The organism is Microbacterium azadirachtae (genome assembly GCF_025583665.1).
Taxonomy (GTDB): Bacteria; Actinomycetota; Actinomycetes; order Actinomycetales; family Microbacteriaceae; genus Microbacterium; species Microbacterium azadirachtae.
Genome location: NZ_CP099706.1, coordinates 405,705 through 427,712 on the forward strand (window position 1 = coordinate 405,705; position 22,008 = coordinate 427,712).

Genomic DNA, 22,008 nt, shown 5'->3' on the forward strand with positions numbered 1-22,008 from the left:
ATCCGCACAGCCCGCTTCGCTCCCCGTTGTGCCAGACCTACCATGAAGGCATCCCAAGAAACCTCACGAGAGGATCCTCATGGTCGACGCCGCCCTTCGCACGAACACCGCGAACAGCACCCCGGACGACTCCGCGACGCACATCGATGTCGACGCCGTCGGAGAGCTGCTGCTCGGCACCTGGGCGGGCACCCGTCGTGAGGCCCGCGAGATGATCAAGGATCCGGCGTTCTGGCGCGACGACTCCCTCGGCAAGGACGAGCACCGAGAGCGCGTGCTGAGCCAGATGCACCTGCTCGTGCAGAACAAGGCCGTGCACCGGGCGTTCCCGAAGCGCCTCGGCGGCGAGGAGAACAACGGCGCGAACATCGCCGGCTTCGAGGAGCTCGTGGCGGCCGACCCGAGCCTGCAGATCAAGTCGGGCGTGCAGTGGGGACTCTTCGGATCCGCCGTGCTGCAGCTCGGCACCGCGGAGCACCACGACCGCTGGCTGCCGGGGATCATGAGCCTGGAGATCCCCGGCGCGTTCGCGATGACCGAGATCGGGCACGGCTCCGACGTCGCCTCGATCGGGACCACCGCGACCTACGATCCGGAGACCGAGGAGTTCGTCATCAACACGCCGTTCCGCGCGGCGACCAAGGAGTACCTCGGCAACGCGGCACTGCACGGCGTGGCGGCGACGGTGTTCGCGCAGCTCATCACGAACGGCGTGAACCACGGCGTGCACTGCTTCTACGTCCCGCTCCGCGGCGAGGACGGCATCGACCTCCCCGGCGTCGGCCGCGAGGACGACGGCCTCAAGGGCGGCCTGAACGGCATCGACAACGGACGGCTCAGCTTCGATCACGTGCGCGTGCCCCGCACGAACCTGCTCAACCGGTACGGCGACGTCGCGCCCGACGGCACCTACTCGAGTGCGATCGACAGCCCCGGCCGCCGCTTCTTCACGATGCTCGGCACGCTGGTGCAGGGCCGCGTCTCGCTCGACGGTGCGGCGTCGTGGGCCTCGGCGCTCGGCCTCTTCATCGCGATCACCTACGCCACGCAGCGCCGCCAGTTCAACGGCGCGAGCGGCGAGGAGACCACGCTGCTCGACTACGGCAAGCACCAGCGCCGGCTGCTGCCGCGCCTGGCCACCACGTACGCCCAGCTGTTCGCTCACGACGAGTTCCTGCAGAAGTTCGACGGCGTCTTCTCCGGGCGCACGGACACCCCGGACGACCGGGAGGACCTGGAGACCCTCGCCGCGGCCCTCAAGCCGCTGTCGACCTGGCACGCCCTGGACACGCTGCAGGAGTGCCGCGAGGCGTGCGGCGGCGCCGGGTTCATGTTCGAGAACCGCTTCGTCGGCCTCCGCGCCGACCTCGACATCTACGCCACCTTCGAGGGCGACAACAACATCCTGCTGCAGCTCGTCGGCAAGCGGCTGCTGACCGACTTCGCCCGGCAGTTCAAGGGGGCGGACGCCAAGACGCTCGCGAAGTACGCCGTGGGGCAGACGGCGGGCAAGGTCTTCCACGGCGCCGGGCTGCGTCAGTTCGGCCAGGCGGTCGCGGATCTCGGATCCACGGCGCGGTCGGTCGAGAACGGCCTGCGCGCCGAGCAGCAGCACGAGCTGCTCACCGACCGCGTGCAGCAGATGGTGGCGGACATCGCGGGACGCCTGCGTGCGGCGGGCAAGGACAAGGTGCTCGGCGAGAAGCTGTTCAACGAGAACCAGGCCGAGCTCATCGAGGCGGCGCGCGCGCACGGCGAGCTGCTGCAGTGGGAGGCGTTCACCGACGCCCTCGGCCGCATCGAGGACGAGCAGAGCCGGACGGTGCTGACCTGGCTGCGCGACCTGTTCGGCCTGCAGCTCATCGAGAAGCACCTCGCGTGGTACCTGATCAACGGGCGCCTGTCGACGCAGCGCGCGGCCTCGGTCTCGCGCTACATCGACCGCCTCTGCGCCCGTCTGCGGCCGCACGCGCTCGACCTCGTGAACGCGTTCGGCTACGAGCCCGAGCACGTGCGCGCTCCGCTCGCCTCGGGTGCGGAGCAGATGCGCCAGGACGAGGCCCGTGCGTACTACGCCGCCCTCAAGGCCTCGGGTGAGGCGCCGGTCGACGAGAAGGCGCTGAAGAAGGCGCGCCAGCTGTAGCGCACCCCGCGGCGCGCGGCGAACGCGGGAAGACAGCCGCACCGCGAGTGTGATGGGATCGGCGCATGAGCCTGATCGATCCGGACGTCACGGCGCCAGGGCCTCGGTCCTGGGAGACGAACGCGGTGACGCCCGCGATGGTCCTGCGACTGGTCCTGTGGGGCGTGGTCCTGGCCGGTGCGGCCGTCGTGGTCGGCTGGGGGCTCACCCGCGGTGCCGCCACGGGATTCTCCGACGCGCCCGGTGAGCAGGACGAACCGGCCACGGCGGCGACGATCATCGCGAGCTTCCCGCTCCTGGTGGCCCTCGGCGGATGGGTCGCGGGAGCCTCCCGGAACCCGCGCCTGCCCGGCTGGGCGACCGCCGTCGGCATCGCCCTGCTCGGTGCGGCGACCGGACACGCGGTCGCGGCGCCGCCGCCGCGCATCCTGCAGGAGCCGGCCATCGATGCGGTCACCGTCGGGCTGGGCGTCGCCGCGCTCGCCCTCCTGGTGCTGGGGGCGGTCTTCCGTCGGACCCGGGTGCGTCGCGATGCCGCGCGCAGGGCGCTGGTGCGCAGCACGCCCCCGGTGACGGGAACGGTGACGAATCCGGGGAACATGGAGTTCGACGATGACGAGGGCTCGGCGACGTGGATCGTCACCGGGGTGTCCTACGCGTTCCGCGACGCCTCTGGCACGGAGCGCTACGTCACCCGGACGGCGACCGTGCATCGCGACAGCCCGATCGTGATCGGCGAGGAGGTCGACATCTGGTACGACCGTCAGGATCCGTCGAACGAGGACCTGCTGGTGATCCGTCGGCGCGGGTGAGACGTCGTCGGCCGGTCTGCGCGGCGACCGGTGTGGGATCGGGATCGAGCCGTATGTCGACGGTCTCGCCTAGCCTGGTCGTCATGACGACGCCTGCCTCCGACGACCGCGTGCGCTGCTCCTGGGCCGGCGACGACCCGGAGTACCGCCGGTATCACGATGAGGAATGGGGAAGGCCTCTGCACGGGGATCGCGCGCTCTTCGAGAAGATGTCGCTCGAGGGCTTCCAGGCGGGCCTCAGCTGGATCACCATCCTGCGCAAGCGTCCGCGGTTCCGGGAGGTGTTCGCGGGGTTCGATCCGGAGGTCGTGGCGGAGTTCGGCGAGGACGACATCGCGCGGCTCATGGCGGATCCGGGCATCATCCGCAACCGGGCGAAGATCGAGGCGACCATCGGCAACGCCGCGCTCGTGCGGGAGATGGCCGACGGCGAGCTCGACGCGCTGATGTGGTCGTTCGCCCCTGCCGCGGTCCGCGGTGCGCGCCCGCGGACCATGTCCGAGGTCCCCGCGGTGACCGCCGAGTCGGAGGCCATGAGCAAGGCTCTGCGCAAGCGGGGATTCCGCTTCGTCGGCCCGACGACGATGTACGCGCTCATGCAATCCGCCGGCATGGTCGACGACCACCTCGAGGGGTGCTGGCGCGCGGCATGAGATCCGCGGGCCGGGTCAGGACGCGGGATCTGCTGCTGAGGAGCCGGGGTCCGCTGCCGCCTCGGGCTTGCGGAACACCCGGCGCATGTGGTCGCTGGTGAGGAAGTCGGCGACGCCGATCATGATCAGGCTGAACACGATCTGCTCGGTCACCATCCACGCCGGGTAGAGCCCGGGGATCGCCGCCATCACGAGCGTGATCACGGGGAAGATCTGGGCGAACAGCCGCAGCCGCTGATACGCCCAGCGCCAGCCGAGGGCGGCGCGCCAGGCGAAGTAGAAGAGCGTGGCCGTCATCGCGAGCACGATGAGCGCCCGCATCCACACGGCGAACGGCACGGCGGCCATCGACCCCGCCTGCACGGCGATCACGACGGCCACCACGACCGCGGCGACGCCGATCACGAGCTCGAGCGCGAGCAGCCAGAACACCCAACGGAAAGCGCGGACGGTGCGCTCATGGTCGCGGTCGGACTCGACGATCTTCTCGTGCGCGTTCCGGCCGCCGGCGATGCGGTCCACGCGCAGCAGCAGCGGCTCCGCACGCCGGAGGACAGGGTCGAGGAACATGCTCCGAGCGTACGTCGCGGGCCTATGCCCGGAGCCCGGATCCGGGCCTCGGAAGGCGAAATCGATCGAAGGATGGATGGGTAGTCCTCCCCATCGCGGCTCCCAGACTCGCGGTTTACACTCTTACAGTCCCCTGACAATTGCTCATGGGACGGCTGTATCGCACTTTCGGGGGGAAATTCGTGCTGAAGTCGTTCGCCTGGCTGCGGATGCGTCCGAAGACCCTCGCCTCGGTCGCCGGAGTGACCGCGGCGGCTCTCGCCGTCACCGGAATGGCGTTCGCCTACGAGGGCAACCCGACCGCGGAAGTGGATCTGCACGACGGCGGCGTCTGGCTGACGAAGACCTCGAGCCTCCTCGTCGGGCACTTCAACAACGAGTCCCGCGTGCTGGACGGCGGGCTGCGCACCGGCGGGGAGAACTACGACGTCCTCCAGTCGGGCGGCACCGTGCTCGTCACCGACCGCTCCGCCTCCACGCTGACCAGTGTCGACCCCGCGCGGGTGGTGCTCAGCGACGCCGTGCTCGTGCCCGGCGGGGCGAAGTCGGCGCTCGGCGGCACCACGGTCGCGATCCTCGACCCCGAGGGCAAGCTCTGGGTGCGTCCGGCGTCGTCGCTGAGCGGCTTCAAGGCGGCGAGCACGAAGCCGACCGCCACCCTCGGCAAGGACGCCGACGTCGCGGTCGGCAAGGACGGGACCGTCTACGCCGTCTCCGCCAAGGACCAGAGCATCGTGACCGTGCACGTGGACGAGCAGGGCGAGCCGCAATCCCCGTCCACCGAGAAGATCGAGCTCGCCGCGAAGGCCAAGCCCACGATCACGGTCGTCGGCAGCACCCCCGTCGTGCTCGACGCCGAGGCCAAGACCGTGTTCGCCGCCGGCCACCGCACCGCGCTCGACGGTGCGGACGTGAAGAGCCTCGACGCCGCCGTGCTGCAGCAGCCGTCCGCCGAGAGCACGTCCGCGGTGCTCGCCACCGCGGACGCCCTGATCTCCGTGCCGCTGGACGGATCCGCGCCGTCGGTGCAGGATCCGGGCGGGACCGGGGCGCCCGCGGCGCCCGTGTTCCTGAACGGCTGCACCTACGCCGCCTGGGGCGGATCGGCGAAGTTCCTCCGGGACTGCGTCGGCTCGGGCAACGACCTCAAGACCTCGATCGAGGGCGCCGAGAGCAGCTCCACCCTCGTCTTCCGCGTGAACCGCGACGTGGTGGTGCTGAACGACACCGCGAGCGGCGCCGCCTGGATGGCCACCGACAACCTGCAGCGCGTCGACAACTGGCAGGACATCGTCCCGCCGGAGGGCGACACCGAGAAGCAGGACGAGACCACCGACGACCAGGTCGAGACCACGCTGCCCAAGCGCACGCCGGAGAACACGGCGCCCGTCGCACACGACGACGAGTTCGGCGTGCGTCCAGGACGCACCACGATGCTGCCCGTGCTCGACAACGACACGGACGCCGACGGCGACGTGCTCGTCGCCTCGCTCGCCCAGCAGCAGCCCTCGATCGGGGAGGTGCAGCCGATCAACAACGGCGGCGCCCTGCAGATCGCGGTCCCGGAGGACGCCACCGGCTCCGCGTCGTTCCAGTACCAGGCCGACGACGGCCGAGGCGGCAAGGCGATCGCGACCGCGACGGTCAGCGTGCACGACTGGAGCGTGAACGCGCCGCCGAAGCAGCGGCGCACGCCCGCGCTCCTCGTCGAGGCCGGCGGCACCGTGACGTACAACGCGCTGCCCGACTGGATCGACCCCGACGGCGACGACGTGTACCTCAAGGACGTCGAGGCGGCCCCCGGCGACCAGGTCGACTTCACGCCGGACGGCCAGCTCACCTATCGCGCGGTGGCGAGCCTGCCCGGACGCAAGGAGATCCGGATCCAGGTCGCCGATGCGATGGGCGAGCTCACCAGCGGCACGATCCGCCTGGACCTGCGTCCCGCGGGAACCACGGAGCCCAAGACGAACGCCGATCACTACGTCACGCGCGCCGGCGAGCAGGTCACGGCCACCCCGCTGCTGAACGATTCCAGCTCGGGCAAGGAGCAGCTGCGCCTGACGCGGGTCGACGAGACGCCGGGCGCCGTGATCACCCCGAACTTCGCCGAGGGCACCTTCACCTTCCAGTCGCAGGTGCCGGGCACCTATTACATGCAGTATCTCGTCAGCGCCGGGCCGAACGCCGTGCCGGGCCTCGTGCGCGTCGACGTGCTGGACAAGACGGCCGAGGCGGCGCCGCCGATCGCGGTGCGCGACGTCGCGCTGCTGCCCAGCGGCGGCGACGTGCTCGCCGGCGTGCTGAACAACGACATCGACCCCGCCGGCGGGATCCTCGTCGTGCAGTCCGTGACGGTGCCGCCGCACAGCGGCGTGGCCGTGTCGGTGCTGAATCACGAGACCCTGCGCATCACCGACCAGGGCAACCTCGACAAGGAGGTGCGGATCAGCTATCGCATCTCCAACGGCTCCAAGACGGCCGACGGCGATGTGATCGTGATCCCGATCCCCGCGCCCGCGAAGCTCGACCCGCCGACCGCGAACGACGACACCGCGGTGGTGCGCGCGGGCGACGTGGTGACGATCCCCGTGCTCGCGAACGACAAGCATGCGCCGGGCACGACCCTGCACGTCGCGCCGAAGCTCGTGGAGCCGCTGGTGGACCCCAAGTTCGGCGAGGCTTTCGTCTCGCAGGACACCGTGCGCTTCCGGGCGGGCGACACGCCGCGCACGGTCTACGCGACCTACGAGGCCGTGGACTCGAACGGCCAGAAGGCGGCCGGATACATCACGATCCAGATCCTGCCGGTCGATGAGAAGACCAACACGGCGCCGCGGCCGCACGACATCACGGTGCGCGCGCTGAGCGGCACGAGCGTGCGGATCCCCGTGCCGCTGGACGGGCTCGACGCCGAGGGCGACTCGGTCGAGCTGGTGGGGCTCGACTCCGCCCCGAAGCAGGGGCACGTCACCGAGATCGGCTCGAACTACCTGACCTACGACGCGTTCGCCAAGACGAGCGGCATCGACACCTTCACCTACAAGGTGCGCGACCGCCTCGGCAAGGAGGCGACCGCGACCGTCCGCGTCGGCATCGCCCCGGGAGCGAACATCAACCAGGCGCCCTACGCGGTCAAGGACTCGATCGTGATGCGGCCGGGCCGCACCGTGGCCGTCGCGGTCCTGACGAACGACTCGGATCCCGACGGCGACACGATCGGCCTGGTCAAGAACGGCATCGAGGTGCCGCCGGGGGTGGACGGCCTCAAGGCGACCGTGTCGGGCGACCGGGTGCTCATCACCGCGCCGAACCGCCCGCTGCAGACGTCGGTGCAGTACACCGTCTCCGACTCGCGCGGCGCCACGGCCACGGCGCCGGTGCAGATCACGGTCGCCGAGGACGTGCCCCTCGTCGCGCCGATCGCGCGCGATGACCGCATCCAGGCCTCCGACGTCAAGGGCGAGAGCCTGCAGGTCGAGGTGCCGGTGCTGGACAACGACGAGGATCCGGACGGCACGGTCGACGCGCTCAAGCTGAGCGTCTCGGATCCCACCGCGAAGGTGATGCCCGACCGGAAGATCCAAGTCACCGTGACCGACAAGCGCCAGCTGGTGCAGTACTCGGTCACGGATCAGGACGACCAGACCGCCTCGGCGTTCATCTTCGTCCCGGCGCTCTCGGAGCTCGCCCCGACGCTGCGCTCGACCAAGCCGGTCGAGGTCAAGAGCGGCGAGACGATCGACCTCCCGCTCTCGAAGTACGTGGCCGTGGCCGGCGGCGGCGAGGTGCGCATCACCGAGGCGGGCAAGGTCAGCGCGGTGAACAGCAACGGCGCGCCGCTGCTGAAGGACGAGCACACGCTCGTCTACACCTCCAAGCAGGGCTACTTCGGCGACGACGCGCTCACCTTCGAGGTGACGGACGGCACCGGGCCCGACGACCCCAAGGGGCGCAAGTCCACGCTGAGCCTGCCGATCACGGTGCTGCCGCCGGACAACCAGCCGCCGGCGTTCACGAACGCGCAGGTGTCGGTCGCCCCCGGCGAGGAGGCGCAGAAGGTCGACCTCGCCGCCCTCACGAAGGACCCCGATCCGGGGGACGCGAAGAAGATCAGCTACAAGATCACCGGTCAGCCCGAGAACGGCATCAAGGCGAGCCTGGACGGCTCGACCCTGAGGGTGGAGGCGGATCCGTCGACGCCGAAGGGGTCGGGCTCCACGGTGCAGCTGAGCATCACCGACGGCAAGACCGACCCGGTGTCCGGCACCGTCGCCGTGACGGTCGCCGCGTCCACGCGACCGCTCGCCGTCGCCAACGAGGACACCGTGCCGCAGGCGGATCAGGGCAAGTCCGTCACGATCCCGGTGCTGCAGAACGACGTCAACCCGTTCCCGGACAAGCCGCTGAAGATCCGCTCCGTCGACGTGCAGACCGGCGACGCCGACGGCGCCTCGGTGCAGGGCGACAAGATCGTGATCACCCCGTCCGCCAAGTTCGTCGGTCAGATCGTGGCGTCGTACCGGATCCAGGACGCGACGAAGGATCCCGACCGTGAGGTCGACGGGCGCATCGTCGTCACCGTCCAGGGCGTGCCGGATGCGCCGGGCGCTCCGCAGGTGACCAGCGTGCAGGACCGCACCGTGGTGCTGAACTGGAGCCCGCCGTCGAACAACGGCGCCGAGATCACGGGCTACACGGTGCGCGCGACGAGCGGCGGCAGCTACACCAAGCCGTGCACGTCGACGACGTGCACCCTGGACGGGCTGACCAACAACGTCGAGTACACCTTCGCGGTGACCGCCACGAACCGGGTGGGCGAGGGCAAGCCGTCGCCGACGTCGGCCGTCGCGCGGCCCGACGCGCGTCCGGACACCCCGAACCCGCCGACCCTGAAGTTCGGCGACAAGTCCCTGGCCGTGTCGTGGACGACGCCGACGACCCCCGGATCCCCGGTGTCCTCCTACAACCTGGAGATCTCGCCCGCCCCGCCGAGCGGCGTCGCGACCAAGACGGGCGTCACCGGCAACTCGCTCAAGTGGGACGGGCTGGAGAACGGCGCGAACTACCAGGTGCGCGTGCAGGCGGTGAACCGCGCCCCCGAGCCGTCGAGCTGGTCGGGCTGGTCGGCGTCGGAGATCCCCGCCGGTCCGCCGACGGCGCCGGGGACCCCGCAGGCGCAGAGCGCGCCCTCGGTGGGAAGCCAGTCGCAGATGAACGTGACGTGGACGGCGGCCGGCGCGAACGGCGACGCGATCTCGAGCTACGACCTGCAGGTGATGCAGGGCGGATCCGTCGTGCGCACGATCAGCGGGATCCCGGGCAGCACGCTCAGCCAGGCCGTGACCGTCGGCAACTCGACCTCGGACTACACCTTCCAGGTGCGTGGCAACAACAAGGCGGGCGCCGGTGCATGGTCCGCCGTCTCGAACGCGCAGCGCGCCTTCGGGCAGCCGGGCGCCACGACGATCACGAGAGCCGACGAGGGGAACAACAACATCTACGTCGAGTACTCGCTCGCGGACGCCAACGGTGCGAGCGGTTCCGAGATCCGCTACGAGTATTCGACCGGCAGCGGCTGGAACCGCGACTGGGACGGACACAACATCCCCGCCGCCAACAACGGCACCTACACGGTGTCGGTGCGCGCCTACTCGGTCGTCGGGGGCCAGGAGTCGCAGCCGGGTGCCGCCGGCTCCCGGGGCAGCCTCCGGCCGTACGGGCCGATCGGGGACCCCACGGTCAACGCCAGGAACAACGGCCAGAGCATCACGTTGTCCTGGAACGCCCCCGCGCCGAACGGACGTCCGGTGACGATGAAGATCAGCGTCGACGGCGGCGGCTGGGAGTCGGTGGCAGACAGCGGCTCCCGGACGGTCGGCAACGGCTACGACCAGACCCACTCGATCAGGGCGCAGGCGTTCACGAGCATCCCGCAGCAATCGAACGTCGCATCGGACCAGGCCAAGACCGACAGCCCGCCGCCGCCGCGCGTGTGGGTGACCGAGGGCGGCGCCGCCGGCAGCGGCTGCGTCAACGGCTGCCGCTACTTCGTCGTGAACTGGCAGAACCTCGGCATCGGCACGTACAGCGTGACCTGCCACTCCAGCGTCGACGGGCAGATCGGATCCGCCAGCTACCGGATCAACTTCAACGGCGCGGGATCCCAGCAGCTCGGCTGCTGGAAGGGCCGCGACGGCGTGGACGTCTGGATCGACATCATCGGATGGGGCGGATCCGTGGACACCGAGAAGAACTTCTGGCCGAGAGGCTAGCCGCGGTCTCACCGCGGCCGGCCCTCCCCAGACACACACCCCGAGCTCAGAGGAGCACACAGACATGACGATGACCCCCGAACAGGCCACCTGGTTCCAGGGCACCTTCAGCCGCCTGGCCGACAATGTCGATCGCGCCCTGCAGGGCAAGCGCGACGTGGTGAGTCTCGTGCTCGCCTCGATGCTGGCCGAGGGGCACGTGCTCCTAGAGGACGCCCCGGGGACGGGCAAGACGAGCCTCGCGAAGGCGCTCGCCGCGACCGTGCAGGGCACGAGCACGCGGATCCAGTTCACGCCCGACCTGCTGCCGTCGGACGTGACCGGCGTCACGATCTACGACCAGAACACGCACACGTTCGAGTTCCACCGCGGTCCGGTGTTCGCCTCGATCGTGCTCGCCGACGAGATCAACCGCGCCTCGCCGAAGACGCAGTCGGCGCTGCTGGAGGTCATGGAGGAGTCGCGCGTGACGGTGGACGGGGTCGCCCACGAGGCCGGCCGTCCGTTCCTCGTGATCGCGACGCAGAACCCGATCGAGCAGGCCGGCACCTACAAGCTGCCCGAGGCGCAGCTCGATCGCTTCCTCATCAAGACCTCGATCGGCTACCCCGACCTCGACGTCACGGCGACGATCCTCGCGGGTGCCGCGGAGCGCAACCCGTCGGCGAAGCTGAGCCCCGTGATCACGACCAGCGCCGTCGCCGACATGGCCGACCTCGCCGCCGCCGTGCATGTGGAGCCGGCCGTGCTGCGCTACATCGCCGAGCTCGTCGAGGCGACCCGCGAGGACACCGCGATCCGCCTCGGCGTCTCCGTGCGCGGCGCGCTCGCGATGGTGCGCATCGCCAAGGTGTGGGCCGCAGCACACGGCCGCCACTATGTGCTGCCGGACGACGTGAAGGCGCTCGCCCGCCCGGTGTGGCTGCACCGCCTGCTGCTCGACCCCGAGGCCGAGTTCGCCGGCACCACCGCCGAGACCGTGATCGCGCGGGTCGTCGACAAGGTCGCCGCCCCCCAGGCGCGCGCCGCCGCCTGAGCGGCCGGTCCCTGAGCCTGTCGAAGGGGGCCCCCACCAGACCAGGTCCCTTCGACAGGCTCAGGTCCCGATCCGGATCCCTCCGAAGACAGAGAGCACGTATGACCACGACCGCCCAGGCGAGCGGCACCGACCGCCCGGCCGGATCCGACCGCGACGCCGGCTGGCGCGACATCGCGGCTCTCGTGCTCGCGCGCGCCGGCGCGCGGCTGCGCCTGATCGCCTCCGCCGTGCGCCCGCTCGCGTGGGTGCTGGGTGGGATCGCGCTCGGCTGTCTCGTGATCGCCCTGCCGCTCGGCTGGATCGAGCTCGCGGTGATCGCTCTCGTGCTGGGCGTGGTGCTGGCGCTGTGCGCGCTGTTCCTGATCGGCCGCACCGCCTACGACGTCACGCTCGACCTCGCCCGCACCCGGGTGGTCGTGGGGGAGCGCGCGGTCGGAGCGCTCACGCTCGCCAACCGCGGCACCCGGGCGATCCTGCCCTCCCGCGTGGTGCTGCCGGTGGGCGCGGGGCGCGGCGAGTTCGGCATCAAGCGGCTCGCCCCGGGGGAGGAGGCGGAGGAGCTCTTCGCGATCCCCACGCACCGCCGAGGCGTGGTCTCGGTCGGGCCGGTCAGCGTCGTCCGCGGCGATCCGCTCGGGCTGTTCGAGCGTGCGCACCGCCGCGACGACCCGATCGATCTGTTCGTGCACCCGCGGACGATCGTCTTCGACGGGCAGTCGCTCGGCTTCCTGCGCGACCTCGAGGGTCTGCCGGCGGCGGACCTGTCGCGCGACGACGTCTCCTTCCACGCGCTGAACGAGTATCAGCCGGGCGACGACCTGCGCCGCGTACACTGGCGCTCGTCGGCGCGCACCGGCGTGCTCATGGTGCGCCAGTACGAGGAGACGCGGCGCTCGCATTTCGTGATCGGCCTCAGCCGTGCCGCGGGCGAGTACGCCGAGCCGGACGAGTTCGAGCTCGCGATCTCGCTCGCCGGATCCGTCGGCCTCCGCGCGATCCGCGACTCGCAGCACGTCGACCTGCGCGTGCAGGGCAGGGCGCTGCCGTCCGGCACCGGGAAGCAGCTGCTCGACTCGCTCGCCGGCGTCGAGGAGGGGCGTGCGAAGGACGGCACCCTGTCTGCGCTCGCCGGCACGGTCGCCGCGCACATGCCGCTGTCCAGCGTCGTGGTGCTGGTGGCCGGCAGCCGCACGTCGCCGGAGGAGCTGCGCGCCGCGTGCGCCCGGCTCCCGTTCGGCTCCCGCGTGCTCGCGATCGTCGCGGACCTCGGCGAGCCGCCGTCGCTGCGTCGCATCGGGGACGCCGACGTGATCACCGTGGGCGCACTCGAACAGCTGCCCCTCGCTCTCGGGAAGGTGCTCGCATGACCGCGCCCGCTCAGCCAGGATCCGACCGCTCCGCAGAGACGTCGAAGGGCTCCCGCGGCTCGAAGGCGAAGACCGTGCGTCGCCCGCTGTCCGTGCGCCGCACGGTCGTGGACCTGGTCGCCGTCGCCCTCCTCATGGGCGCCGGTCTCGTCGGCTGGTGGCCCTCGTTCGCCGGCGGCTCCTTCCTGCCGGCCGCGATCGGCGGTGTCGTGCTCGGCCTCGGCATCGCGCTGCTCTGCGCCTGGCGCGGATGGGGCGTCCTGGCGACGGCCGGGCTCACGCTGCTCGTCTACTACCTGTTCGGCGGCGCGCTCGCGCTGCCGCAGACCACGCTGTTCGGCGTCGTGCCCACCGGTCAGACGCTGGGCGCGCTGTCGGCCGGCGCGATCACGAGCTGGAAGGCGATGCTCACCACCGTCGCCCCGGTCGCCGTCGCCGACGGCTACGCGCTGGTGCCGTTCCTGGCGGCCCTGGTGTTCGGCGTGGTCGCCGCCGCTCTCGCGCTCCGGCTGCGCAGGGCCGCGTGGGCGCTGATCCCCGCCGCGGCGCACCTGATGCTGGTGATCGCGATGGGCGTTCCGGCGCCCGCGGCGCCCATCGCCCAGGGCGTCGCCTTCGCCCTCGTGGCGGTGGCCTGGCTCGCGCTGCGCGGAACCGGGGAGCAGACCGACGCCGCCGTGTCGGTCGCGGCCGACGGAACGCACTCCACGGCGCTGCGCCGGCGTCGCATCCTCGCCGGCGCCGCGGTGCTCGTCGTCGCAGGCCTCGCCGGCACCGGGGTCGCGACCGCGACGACGCTCGCCGAGCCGCGTCACGTGTTCCGCGACGTGGTGCTGCCGCCGTTCGACGTGCACCAGTACGCGAGCCCGCTGCAGTCGTACCGCGGGTACGTCAAGGATCACCGCAAGGACACCCTGTTCACGGTGAAGGGGCTGCCCGAGGGGGCGCGCATCCGCGTCGGCACGATGGACGCCTTCAACGGGGTCGTCTACGACGTCTCGGACAAGGGCGTCGGCTCGTCGGGCGCGTTCAGCCCGATCCGCGACAACATGTCCGCCGACGCCACCGGATCCTCGGCCACGCTCGACATCACGATGGACGCGTACAAGGGGGTGTGGCTGCCGGACGCGGGTCAGGTGAGCCGGATCGCCTTCGCCGGATCCGATGCGGATGCGCTGCGCCGCGGCACCTACTACAACGAGTCCACCGGCACGGCGGTCGCCACCTCGAAGCTGCGCAAGGGCGACACCTACACGGTGGACACCACGATCCCCCGCACCTGGACCGACAAGCAGCTCGAGGGCCTCGACTTCGGCACGGTCGCGATGCCCAAGTCGGCCGAGGCCCCGGAGAAGCTCGCCGCGCTCGCCTCGGACACGGTGGCGGATGCGAAGACGCCGATCGCGCAGGTGCGCGCGCTCGTGAAGAAGTTCTCCGAGGAGGGGTTCTTCAGCCACGGGCTGGAGGGCGAGGCGCTCAGCCGCGCCGGACACACCGAGGAGCGGATCTCCACCCTGATCGGCGGCCAGCAGATGGTCGGCGACGACGAGCAGTACGCCGTCGCGATGGCGCTCGCCGCGCGCTCCCTGGGCATCCCGGTGCGCGTCGTGATGGGCTTCTACCCGGACAAGGGCCAGAAGGGCACCTTCTCGGCCAACGGCGACAACCTGCACGCGTGGGTCGAGGTGAACTTCGAGAAGGCGGGCTGGGTGGCCTTCGACCCGACTCCGCCGAAGGACAAGGTCCCGCAGGACCAGATCACCAAGCCGAAGGTCGTCCCCAAGCCTCAGGTGCTGCAGCCGCCGCCCCCGCCGCAGGATCCGGTCGAGCTCCCGCCGAGCGTGCCCGATCAGCGCGGCAACCAGGACGGGCCGAGCGACCTGCTCGGGATCCTCGGGGCGGTGCTGGCCATCGGCGGCAGCGTGCTGCTCGTGCTCGCGATCCTCGCGTCCCCGTTCATCGTGATCGGCGCGTGGAAGGCCGCCCGGCGACGCAAGCGGCGCGCGGCCGCGCTGGCCGCCGACCGCATCAGCGGCGGCTGGGACGAGCTCACCGACCGCGCCGTCGACTACGGGGCGCGCCTGCCCGTCGGCGCCACGCGCGCCGAGGAGGCGCAGACCGTCGCGACCTCCCTCACCGTGCCCGCGGTCACGACGCTGGCCGACCAGGCGGACGCCCAGGTGTTCGGTCCGAGCGAGCCCACGGCGGAGGACGTGGACGCGTTCTGGCGCGAGGTCGACGGCATCGTGGCCGGGCTGGGCAAGGAGGCGAGCTGGCGGCGTCGCATGCTCGCGCGCCTGAGCCTGCGCTCCCTGCTCGGCGGAACACGGCTGTCGACGGGCGTCCAAGGGCTGCGCGATGCCGCCGCCGAACGGATCCGCCGACCGCAGAGCGGCTCTGGCGCGAGCGCGGCCGCACCTGGCACGATCGAGAACACGGCAGGGCGGCAGAGCGGCACCCGGGCCGCGCGCCCCGGATCCGAGAGCGAGAACTCATGACCAACGCCCCGAGCGGGACGGGCGCGGACGCCGCGCCCGTCGCGCCGATCCGACGGCGCGCGATCGCCTGTGCGATCGACCTCGCCATCCCCGCGGTCATCCTCCTCGCCGGATATCTGATCTCTTTGGGGGTCACGATGTCGGCGAAGCCGGACACCCTCACCGGCGCGCTGTTCGTCCTCATGCTCGGCATCGGGACGACCTTCGTGATCGCGCTGGTGTGGTTCGTGATCTCCACCATCCTGCAGGGCGCCGGCGCCTCGGTGGGCATGCGGATCATGCACCTGCGCGTGGTGCGCGAGGGCAGTGAGGCGCCGCTCGGCTTCGGACGGGCGCTCCTGCGCAACCTCGTGTTCGGGCTCAGCGCCTCGATCGTGGTGGGGTACTTCACGCCGCTCTTCGACGGCTCCGGCCGGTTCCAGGGCTGGCACGATCGCGCCGCAGGGGCTGTCGTGCGCGACGCGCGCGCCGCCGCCCCCACGCCTGCCCCGGCGACCGGGGGAGGGCAGCCCGCTCCGGCCGGCCCGACGCCGGCCGCTCCGCTCGGCTCCCCGCAGCCCGCCCCCGCCGGCGGTGCTCTCGCCTCGGGGTTCGGCGGCTCCCCGATCCCGTCGCCGACGCCCGGATCCGCCCCCGCGCCCACGGCCTCGTTCGCGCCGCCCGCCGCTTTCGCGCCGCAGGGCGGGGCCCCTACCGGACACACCCTGCCGAATGCCCCCAGCGCCGCGGGCACCGTCGTCCCGGCGGAGCCCGAGGTCGATCCGCATGACGCGACCGTGCTGTCGGCCGCTGCGCAGGCCGCCGCCGACGCCGCTCACGCGATGATCACGGTCGTACCCGGGGTGAGCCCGTCGGTCCCCGCGCCCGCCGCGCCGGTCGTGTCGGGCCCCGAGACCGTGACGCCCGCGGGTCCGCCGGCACCCGCCGCGCCCCCGGCGACCGTCGCGGACGCCCTCGCGCGGGGGCCGATCGCGCCGGCCGCCGAGGAGGAGGATCTGGAGGAGACCCGGATCTCGATCCCGGGGCACCGTCTGCAGTTCGTCTGGGACGACGGCGCGCGGGCCACGGTGTCCGGGCGCACGCTGTTCGGCCGCAACCCGGCACCCGAGCCCGGCGCGACGGTCGTCGTGGTCCGCGATGAGACGCTCTCGCTGTCCAAGACCCACTTCGAGGCGGCGGCGGAGGCCGCGGGCGGCTGGGTCATGGACCGGCACTCGACCAACGGGATGACGATCGTGCGCGACGGCGTGCGCATCGCCTGCCCGCCTGGCGAGCGCGTGCGGATCCGCCTCGGCGACGCGATCGAGATCGGCGACCGGATCGTGACCGTGGGCGGCTACGCATGACGCCGGCGATCGTGGCGCGCGCCGGCGCCGCCACGCACACCGGCCTTCGCCGCTCGCTCAACGAGGACGCGCTGCTCGCTCAGGCGCCGCTGTTCCTCGTCGCCGACGGGATGGGCGGGCATCAGGCGGGCGACGTCGCCAGCAGTACCGTGATCGACGGGTTCGCGCAGCTGCGCGGCCGTCCGGTCCTCACGATCGACGACGTCAGCTTCACCCTGGCCCGCGTGCGCGCGGCGGTCGACGCGATCGGCGGCACGGGCGTCTCGAAGGCGGGTACCACCCTCAGCGGGGTCACGATCGCGGCGGTCGACGGGGTCGGCTACTGGCTGGCGGTCAACATCGGCGACTCGCGCACCTACCGCCTCTCCGGCGGCACGCTGGAGCAGATCTCCGTCGACCACTCGGTGGTGCAGGAGCTCATCGACGCCGGGCAGCTGCGGGCGGCGGATGCGTCCACCGATCGCCGCCGCAACATCATCACCCGGGCGATCGGCGCAGGCAGCGCCGGGGAGGCGGACTACTGGATGATCCCGGCGCGCGTCGGCGATCGGATCCTGGTCTGCTCCGACGGCCTGAGCAGCGAGGTGGGCGACGACGAGATCCGCACCCTGCTCACCGTGCACGAGGATCCGCAGGCCGCCGCCGACCGTCTGGTCGACCGCGCCCTGGAGCTCGGCGGGCGGGACAATGTGACCGCGGTCGTCGTGGACGCGGTCCACGTCAGCACGCGTCCGGGCAGTGACGGCACGACCGGCATCGACGACGAGGACATCGACTCCGACACGCGACCGCGTGCCGAGGCCATGGGAGGGATGCGCTGATGAACACCGTCTACCGCACAGGGTCCTGGTACGCGCTGATCGGCCCGCGGGCCGTGGTGGCGCTCCCTCCGGACGCGGACGCCGCGCTCGTCGGCACGCTGTGGGAGCGGGTCGCCGCCGAGGAGGTGTCGTTCGCCGAGGTCGTCGACGCGCTGACCGCCGCGGGCGGGGGCTCGTTCTCCGCCATCCCGCCGTTCGCCGCCGTCGTGCGCGAGGGCGAGCACGCGCGCATCGCCGTGCGCGGCCGGGTGCGGGCGCGCGTGACCACCGCGGACGACGAGCGCGAGATCACCGGCGCCGAGGTCACCACCTGGAGCGAGCGGTTCGTCCCTGCCGTCACAGGGATCGAGATCCGCGTCGAGGACGGGGCGGAGGATCCGGCGCTGCCGATCGTCGCCGGCGTCGTGCGCGCCGGCGCGATCGCTGCCGGAGCCGCCGTCCGGGTTCCCGCCCCGTCGGTCCCTGAGCCTGTCGAAGGGTCCGAAGCGCCGGACGAGGTCGCTCCTCTGGTCCCTGAGCCTGTCGAAGGGCCCGAAGCGCCGGACGAGGTCGCCCCTCTGGTCCCTGAGCCTGTCGAAGGGTCCGAAGCGCCCGACGAGGTCGCCCCTCTGGTCCCTGAGCCTGTCGAAGGGCCCGAAGCGCCTGACGAGGTCGCTCCTCTGGTCCCTGAGCCTGTCGAAGGGCCCGAAGCGCCCGACGAGGTCGCCCTCGGCACCACGACCACCGGCGCCACGACCCAGGATCCCGAGCCCGCGCTGCACCCGGCCGAGCTCGCCGACGCCGACGACCTCGGCGACCTCGGCGACACCGTGCTGAGCGCCCCGGCCGCGGCGGAGACGATCCTGCCTCCGGCCGACACCATCGCGGAGCCGGTCGGCGGCCACACCCTCGACTTCCGCCCGTCGGCCGCCCCGGCGCCCGCGGGTCATGTCACCGCCGCGGACGTCGACGGCGACCACGACGGGGCGACGATCTCCCTCGCCCAGGCGCGGGCGATGCGCGCCGATCTGCCGCTGGCGCCGACCGTCTCGGACGCCGCCCCCGCACCGGCGGCGCCGATCCCGGCGCCCGTGTCGGCCGTGCCGGGGATCACCCTGGAACCGGCGCGTCCGGTCAGCGCGGATCCGGTCGCCGCGCGCGTCGACGGATCCGGGCCGCGGGTGAGGCTGTCCACCGGGCAGGTGGTCTCGCTCGACCGCACCGTCGTGATCGGCCGGCGCCCTCGGGCTTCCCGGTCCAGCGGGTCCACGCTGCCGCACCTGGTGGCGGTGGACAGCCCGCAGCAGGACATCTCCCGCAGCCACCTCGAGATCCGTCCCGAGGCCGACGCGGTGGTGGTGCTCGATCTGCACACGACGAACGGATCCACCCTGCTGCGACCCGGCGCCGAGCCGGTGCGGCTGCACCCCGGGGAGCAGACCATCGTGGTCACCGGGGACGTGATCGATCTCGGCGACGGAGTCACCGTCGCCTTCGAGGAGCTGCCGTGAGCCGTCCGCCGTCTCCGCCGCCGCAGCTGGAGGGCTTCGACTACGTCGAACCGCTCGGCACCGGCGGCTTCGCCGACGTCTTCCTGTACGAGCAGCAGCAGCCGCGGCGGCGCGTGGCGGTCAAGGTGCTGCTCGCCGACCGGCTGGCCTCCGGCGCCGCGCAGGAGTTCGCCGACGAGGCGAACGTGATGGCGATGCTGTCCACGCATCCGGCCATCGTCACGATCTACCAGACCGGCGTCGCGGCCGACGGCCGTCCGTACCTGGTCATGGAGTACTGCCCTCGGCCGAACCTGCAGCAGCGCGCCCGCAAGGAGCCGTTCAGCGTCGCAGAGGCGCTCCGGGTCGGCGTGCAGGTCGCGGGGGCCGTGGAGACGGCGCACCGCGCCGGAGTGCTGCACCGCGACATCAAGCCGGCGAACATCCTCGTCACCGCCTACAACCGGCCCGCGCTCACAGACTTCGGCATCGCCTCGACCACGGGTGCCGTGAGCGAGGCGGCCGGGATGTCGATCCCGTGGTCGCCGCCGGAGTCGTTCGCGGATCCGCCGCAAGGCGGGGTGCGCTCCGACGTCTACGCGCTCGCCGCGACCCTCTACACGCTGCTCACCGGACGCAGCCCGTTCGAGAAGCCGGGGCAGCGCAACAGCGGGGCCGACCTGATCTCGCGGATCGAGAGCGAGCCGCTGCCGCCGCTGGGACGCGCCGACGTGCCGGAGAGCCTCACGCGGGTGCTCGAGCGCGGCATGGCGAAGAACCAGGACGACCGCTTCGGCAGCGCCGTCGCCTTCGCCCGCGCGCTGCAGAAGGTGCAGATCGAGCTGTCGCACTCGGTCACCCCGATCGACATCGTCGACGACCACCAGCCCGAGCCCGATCACGACGATGACGACGACGGCCTCACCCGGGTGCGGGAGGTCGTCAGCATCGATCCCGGGCACACCGCCACCCGCCCTTCGGCGACGACAAGCCCCGTGCTCCCGCCGCCCCCCGCGGCGACGCCCGGACCGCGGTTCGACGCGCCCACGGCGTCCTCGGTCGATGCGGCGGATGCGGAGCAGACCATCATCCGGGTGCCGCAGGAGGCGCCCGCTCCAGAGGCGCCGGTCACCGGCGTGCCGACGCTCGCCGCGCCGCCCGCTCCGACGCCCCCGGTGCCGCCCGCGACGGAGCAGGGTGACGACGCCCCGACGCTGCTGCGGGTGCCCCGCACTGTCAGCCCCCTCGCTGCCGGCCCGGGCGCGCCCTCGACGCCGGTGCTCGCCGCCGCTCCGGGAGCATCCGTCGGAGTGGCGCCCGCGCCCGACGCCGCTCCCGGCGAGCGCCGTTCGCGCCGAGCCCTCGTGTGGGGACTGCTCGCCGTGGCCGCGGTCGTGGTGCTCGCCGGCGGGTCGGTGCTGACCGTGAACCTGCTCAATGCGAGCCCCCCGAAGCCTAAGCCGACGGCCGCCCAGAGCGCGGATCCGCAGGATCCGCTCGGCGACATGGCGGCCGCGCCCAAGGACGTCACGGGGACGCCCGACGGCGCCGGTTCGGTGCGGTTCACGTGGACCAACGCGACCCCGAAGACCGGGGACTCGTACCTCGTCACCGTGGTCACGCTCGCCGGAGACGGGGACACGACCTCGGTCGACGAGCCCCAGATCACCGTGCCCGCGCAGCCCGGTGGGAAGACCTGCATCGATGTGATGCTGCGGCGCGAGAACGGGTCCGCGTCCTCGACGGTGAGGGGATGCACGCCATGACCCTGGATCCCGAGGCCACGCAGGATCCGTCCCGCGCTCAGGTGACGGTCGAGTTCGCCGGGGAGTATTTCCCGATCGAGGCAGGCGGCAGGTTCGTGGTGGGGCGCGAGGGCGACCTCGCGATCGACGACAATCTGTTCCTGCACCGGCATTTCCTCGAGATCGCGGAGTCGGGCGGGCTGTGGTGGCTGGCGAACATCGGCGCGCGGCTGCAAGCGACCGTGACCGATGCGTCGGGCGGCGTTCAGGCCTGGCTCGCCCCGGGGGCGCGCCTGCCGCTGGTGTTCGCGACGACGAGCGTCGTGTTCTCCGCCGGGCCCACCACCTACGAGTTCACGATCCATGCGTCCGAGCCGACCTTCCGCGAGACCCGGCGCGAGCGCGAGGTCGACGGCGACTCCACGATCGGGGAGGTGCCGCTCACGCTCAGCCAGAAGCAGCTGCTCGTCGCCCTGGCGGAGCCGCTGCTGCGGCGCGACGGCACCGGGATGAGCGCCATCCCGTCCAGCGCCGATGCGGCCGCTCGCCTCGGGTGGACGGTGACGCGGTTCAACCGCAAGCTCGACAACGTCTGCGACAAGTTCGATCGGATCGGAGTGCCCGGGATGCGCGGCGGCGCAGGCGGGTCCGCGACCAACCGTCGTGCCCGGCTCGTCGAGCACGTGATCGCCTCGCGCCTGGTCGGCAAGGCCGATCTGGCGCTGCTCGACGCGACCGAGACGGACCCGACGGATCCGGAGTGAGGGTGGGGGGGGATGGGGAGTTGTCCCCATCGACGGGTGTGGGTGGGGTTGTTAGCTTTGTGGGTGTCGGGCCGGTGGGGTCCGGTCCAGTGGATTACCGGAGGTGTTGAGGATGGCTGATTTCGGGGCGTCTTATGCGGAGATGGAGCAGGTGGCGTCGTCGCTGTCGCAGGCTCGTGATGACATTCAGGGTCAGTTGGACACTCTGAAGGGTCAGGTGGACAACCTGCTGGGTGAGGATTTCAAGACGCAGCATGCGTCGGGGAAGTTCGGTGAGGGGTATGGGGAGCTGACGACGGGTCTGAAGCAGGCGGTGGACGGCATCAATGACATGTCGGAGTCGCTGCTGGGCATGATGCGTGCGATCCAGGATCTGGACACGCAGCTCGCCGGCGGCTGAACCGGTCGTATCGCGCGATCGGGGGGCGCTGCGCCGGAATCGCTTCGCGCGGCGCCCCTCGATCACGGCATTGGCACGTTTGCAGGCGCCCGCATGGGCGATGACA

Annotated in this window: 14 protein-coding genes; 13 read left to right on the forward strand and 1 reads right to left on the reverse strand. The window is 71.9% G+C overall.

Translation table 11 applies throughout. The annotated features are described in order from the left end of the window. Positions 1-79 precede the first annotated feature (79 nt). The 3 genes from NFX31_RS01890 (at position 80) to NFX31_RS01900 (ending at position 3,608) form a co-directional block, all read left to right on the forward strand. Positions 80-2,143 carry an acyl-CoA dehydrogenase family protein gene (locus NFX31_RS01890; protein WP_045249635.1) on the forward strand — a complete coding sequence of 688 codons (2,064 nt, stop codon included), beginning with the start codon at positions 80-82 and terminating at the stop codon, positions 2,141-2,143. Positions 2,144-2,208: 65 nt separating this feature from the next. Then, positions 2,209-2,955: a DUF3592 domain-containing protein gene (locus NFX31_RS01895; RefSeq protein ID WP_262956597.1), complete on the forward strand. Its 747-nt coding sequence runs from the start codon at positions 2,209-2,211 to the stop codon at positions 2,953-2,955. An 83-nt stretch (positions 2,956-3,038) separates the two neighbouring features. Further along, positions 3,039-3,608 (forward strand): DNA-3-methyladenine glycosylase I, encoded by a 570-nt coding sequence (locus NFX31_RS01900; RefSeq protein WP_262956599.1) that lies wholly within the window; start codon positions 3,039-3,041, stop codon positions 3,606-3,608. A 15-nt stretch (positions 3,609-3,623) separates the two neighbouring features. On the opposite strand, the gene NFX31_RS01905 is transcribed toward NFX31_RS01900, so the two are convergent. After that, complete coding sequence (locus tag NFX31_RS01905) at positions 3,624-4,178, reverse strand: hypothetical protein (RefSeq protein WP_045249637.1); 555 nt, start codon at positions 4,176-4,178, stop codon at positions 3,624-3,626. 182 nt (positions 4,179-4,360) lie between these two features. Between NFX31_RS01905 and NFX31_RS01910 the strand changes: the two genes are divergently transcribed. From NFX31_RS01910 to NFX31_RS01955, 10 genes are all read left to right on the forward strand, one after another. Beyond that, on the forward strand, positions 4,361-10,453 hold the full coding sequence (locus NFX31_RS01910) for an Ig-like domain-containing protein (RefSeq protein WP_262956600.1): 6,093 nt from the start codon (positions 4,361-4,363) through the stop codon (positions 10,451-10,453). Positions 10,454-10,517: 64 nt separating this feature from the next. Beyond that, positions 10,518-11,489 (forward strand): AAA family ATPase, encoded by a 972-nt coding sequence (locus NFX31_RS01915; protein ID WP_045249638.1) that lies wholly within the window; start codon positions 10,518-10,520, stop codon positions 11,487-11,489. 101 nt (positions 11,490-11,590) lie between these two features. Next, positions 11,591-12,859 (forward strand): DUF58 domain-containing protein, encoded by a 1,269-nt coding sequence (locus NFX31_RS01920; protein WP_045249639.1) that lies wholly within the window; start codon positions 11,591-11,593, stop codon positions 12,857-12,859. Continuing rightward, on the forward strand, positions 12,856-15,357 hold the full coding sequence (locus NFX31_RS01925) for a transglutaminase TgpA family protein (protein WP_262956603.1): 2,502 nt from the start codon (positions 12,856-12,858) through the stop codon (positions 15,355-15,357). Before NFX31_RS01920 ends, NFX31_RS01925 begins: the two co-directional genes overlap by 4 nt. Further along, complete coding sequence (locus NFX31_RS01930; RefSeq protein ID WP_262956605.1) at positions 15,354-16,703, forward strand: RDD family protein; 1,350 nt, start codon at positions 15,354-15,356, stop codon at positions 16,701-16,703. Before NFX31_RS01925 ends, NFX31_RS01930 begins: the two co-directional genes overlap by 4 nt. After that, positions 16,700-17,524: a PP2C family protein-serine/threonine phosphatase gene (locus NFX31_RS01935; RefSeq protein ID WP_045249641.1), complete on the forward strand. Its 825-nt coding sequence runs from the start codon at positions 16,700-16,702 to the stop codon at positions 17,522-17,524. Before NFX31_RS01930 ends, NFX31_RS01935 begins: the two co-directional genes overlap by 4 nt. Then, positions 17,524-19,014 carry an FHA domain-containing protein gene (locus NFX31_RS01940; protein ID WP_262956608.1) on the forward strand — a complete coding sequence of 497 codons (1,491 nt, stop codon included), beginning with the start codon at positions 17,524-17,526 and terminating at the stop codon, positions 19,012-19,014. Before NFX31_RS01935 ends, NFX31_RS01940 begins: the two co-directional genes overlap by 1 nt. Then, positions 19,011-20,759 (forward strand): serine/threonine-protein kinase, encoded by a 1,749-nt coding sequence (locus tag NFX31_RS01945; protein ID WP_262956610.1) that lies wholly within the window; start codon positions 19,011-19,013, stop codon positions 20,757-20,759. Before NFX31_RS01940 ends, NFX31_RS01945 begins: the two co-directional genes overlap by 4 nt. After that, positions 20,747-21,502 carry a hypothetical protein gene (locus NFX31_RS01950; protein WP_248700312.1) on the forward strand — a complete coding sequence of 252 codons (756 nt, stop codon included), beginning with the start codon at positions 20,747-20,749 and terminating at the stop codon, positions 21,500-21,502. Before NFX31_RS01945 ends, NFX31_RS01950 begins: the two co-directional genes overlap by 13 nt. A gap of 112 nt (positions 21,503-21,614) precedes the next feature. Continuing rightward, positions 21,615-21,902, forward strand: a complete 288-nt coding sequence (locus NFX31_RS01955) for a WXG100 family type VII secretion target (protein WP_052674178.1) — start codon at positions 21,615-21,617, stop codon at positions 21,900-21,902. Positions 21,903-22,008: the final 106 nt, after the last annotated feature.

Excerpts from the sequence above, each read along its gene's own strand:
- NFX31_RS01890 (WP_045249635.1), top strand. The coding sequence starts at position 80 with ATGGTCGACGCCGCCCTTCGCACGAACACCGCGAACAGCACCCCGGAC.
- NFX31_RS01895 (WP_262956597.1), top strand. The coding sequence starts at position 2,209 with ATGAGCCTGATCGATCCGGACGTCACGGCGCCAGGGCCTCGGTCCTGG.
- NFX31_RS01900 (WP_262956599.1), top strand. The coding sequence starts at position 3,039 with ATGACGACGCCTGCCTCCGACGACCGCGTGCGCTGCTCCTGGGCCGGC.
- NFX31_RS01905 (WP_045249637.1), bottom strand. The coding sequence starts at position 4,178 with ATGTTCCTCGACCCTGTCCTCCGGCGTGCGGAGCCGCTGCTGCTGCGC.
- NFX31_RS01915 (WP_045249638.1), top strand. The coding sequence starts at position 10,518 with ATGACGATGACCCCCGAACAGGCCACCTGGTTCCAGGGCACCTTCAGC.
- NFX31_RS01920 (WP_045249639.1), top strand. The coding sequence starts at position 11,591 with ATGACCACGACCGCCCAGGCGAGCGGCACCGACCGCCCGGCCGGATCC.
- NFX31_RS01925 (WP_262956603.1), top strand. The coding sequence starts at position 12,856 with ATGACCGCGCCCGCTCAGCCAGGATCCGACCGCTCCGCAGAGACGTCG.
- NFX31_RS01930 (WP_262956605.1), top strand. The coding sequence starts at position 15,354 with ATGACCAACGCCCCGAGCGGGACGGGCGCGGACGCCGCGCCCGTCGCG.
- NFX31_RS01935 (WP_045249641.1), top strand. The coding sequence starts at position 16,700 with ATGACGCCGGCGATCGTGGCGCGCGCCGGCGCCGCCACGCACACCGGC.
- NFX31_RS01940 (WP_262956608.1), top strand. The coding sequence starts at position 17,524 with ATGAACACCGTCTACCGCACAGGGTCCTGGTACGCGCTGATCGGCCCG.
- NFX31_RS01950 (WP_248700312.1), top strand. The coding sequence starts at position 20,747 with ATGCACGCCATGACCCTGGATCCCGAGGCCACGCAGGATCCGTCCCGC.
- NFX31_RS01955 (WP_052674178.1), top strand. The coding sequence starts at position 21,615 with ATGGCTGATTTCGGGGCGTCTTATGCGGAGATGGAGCAGGTGGCGTCG.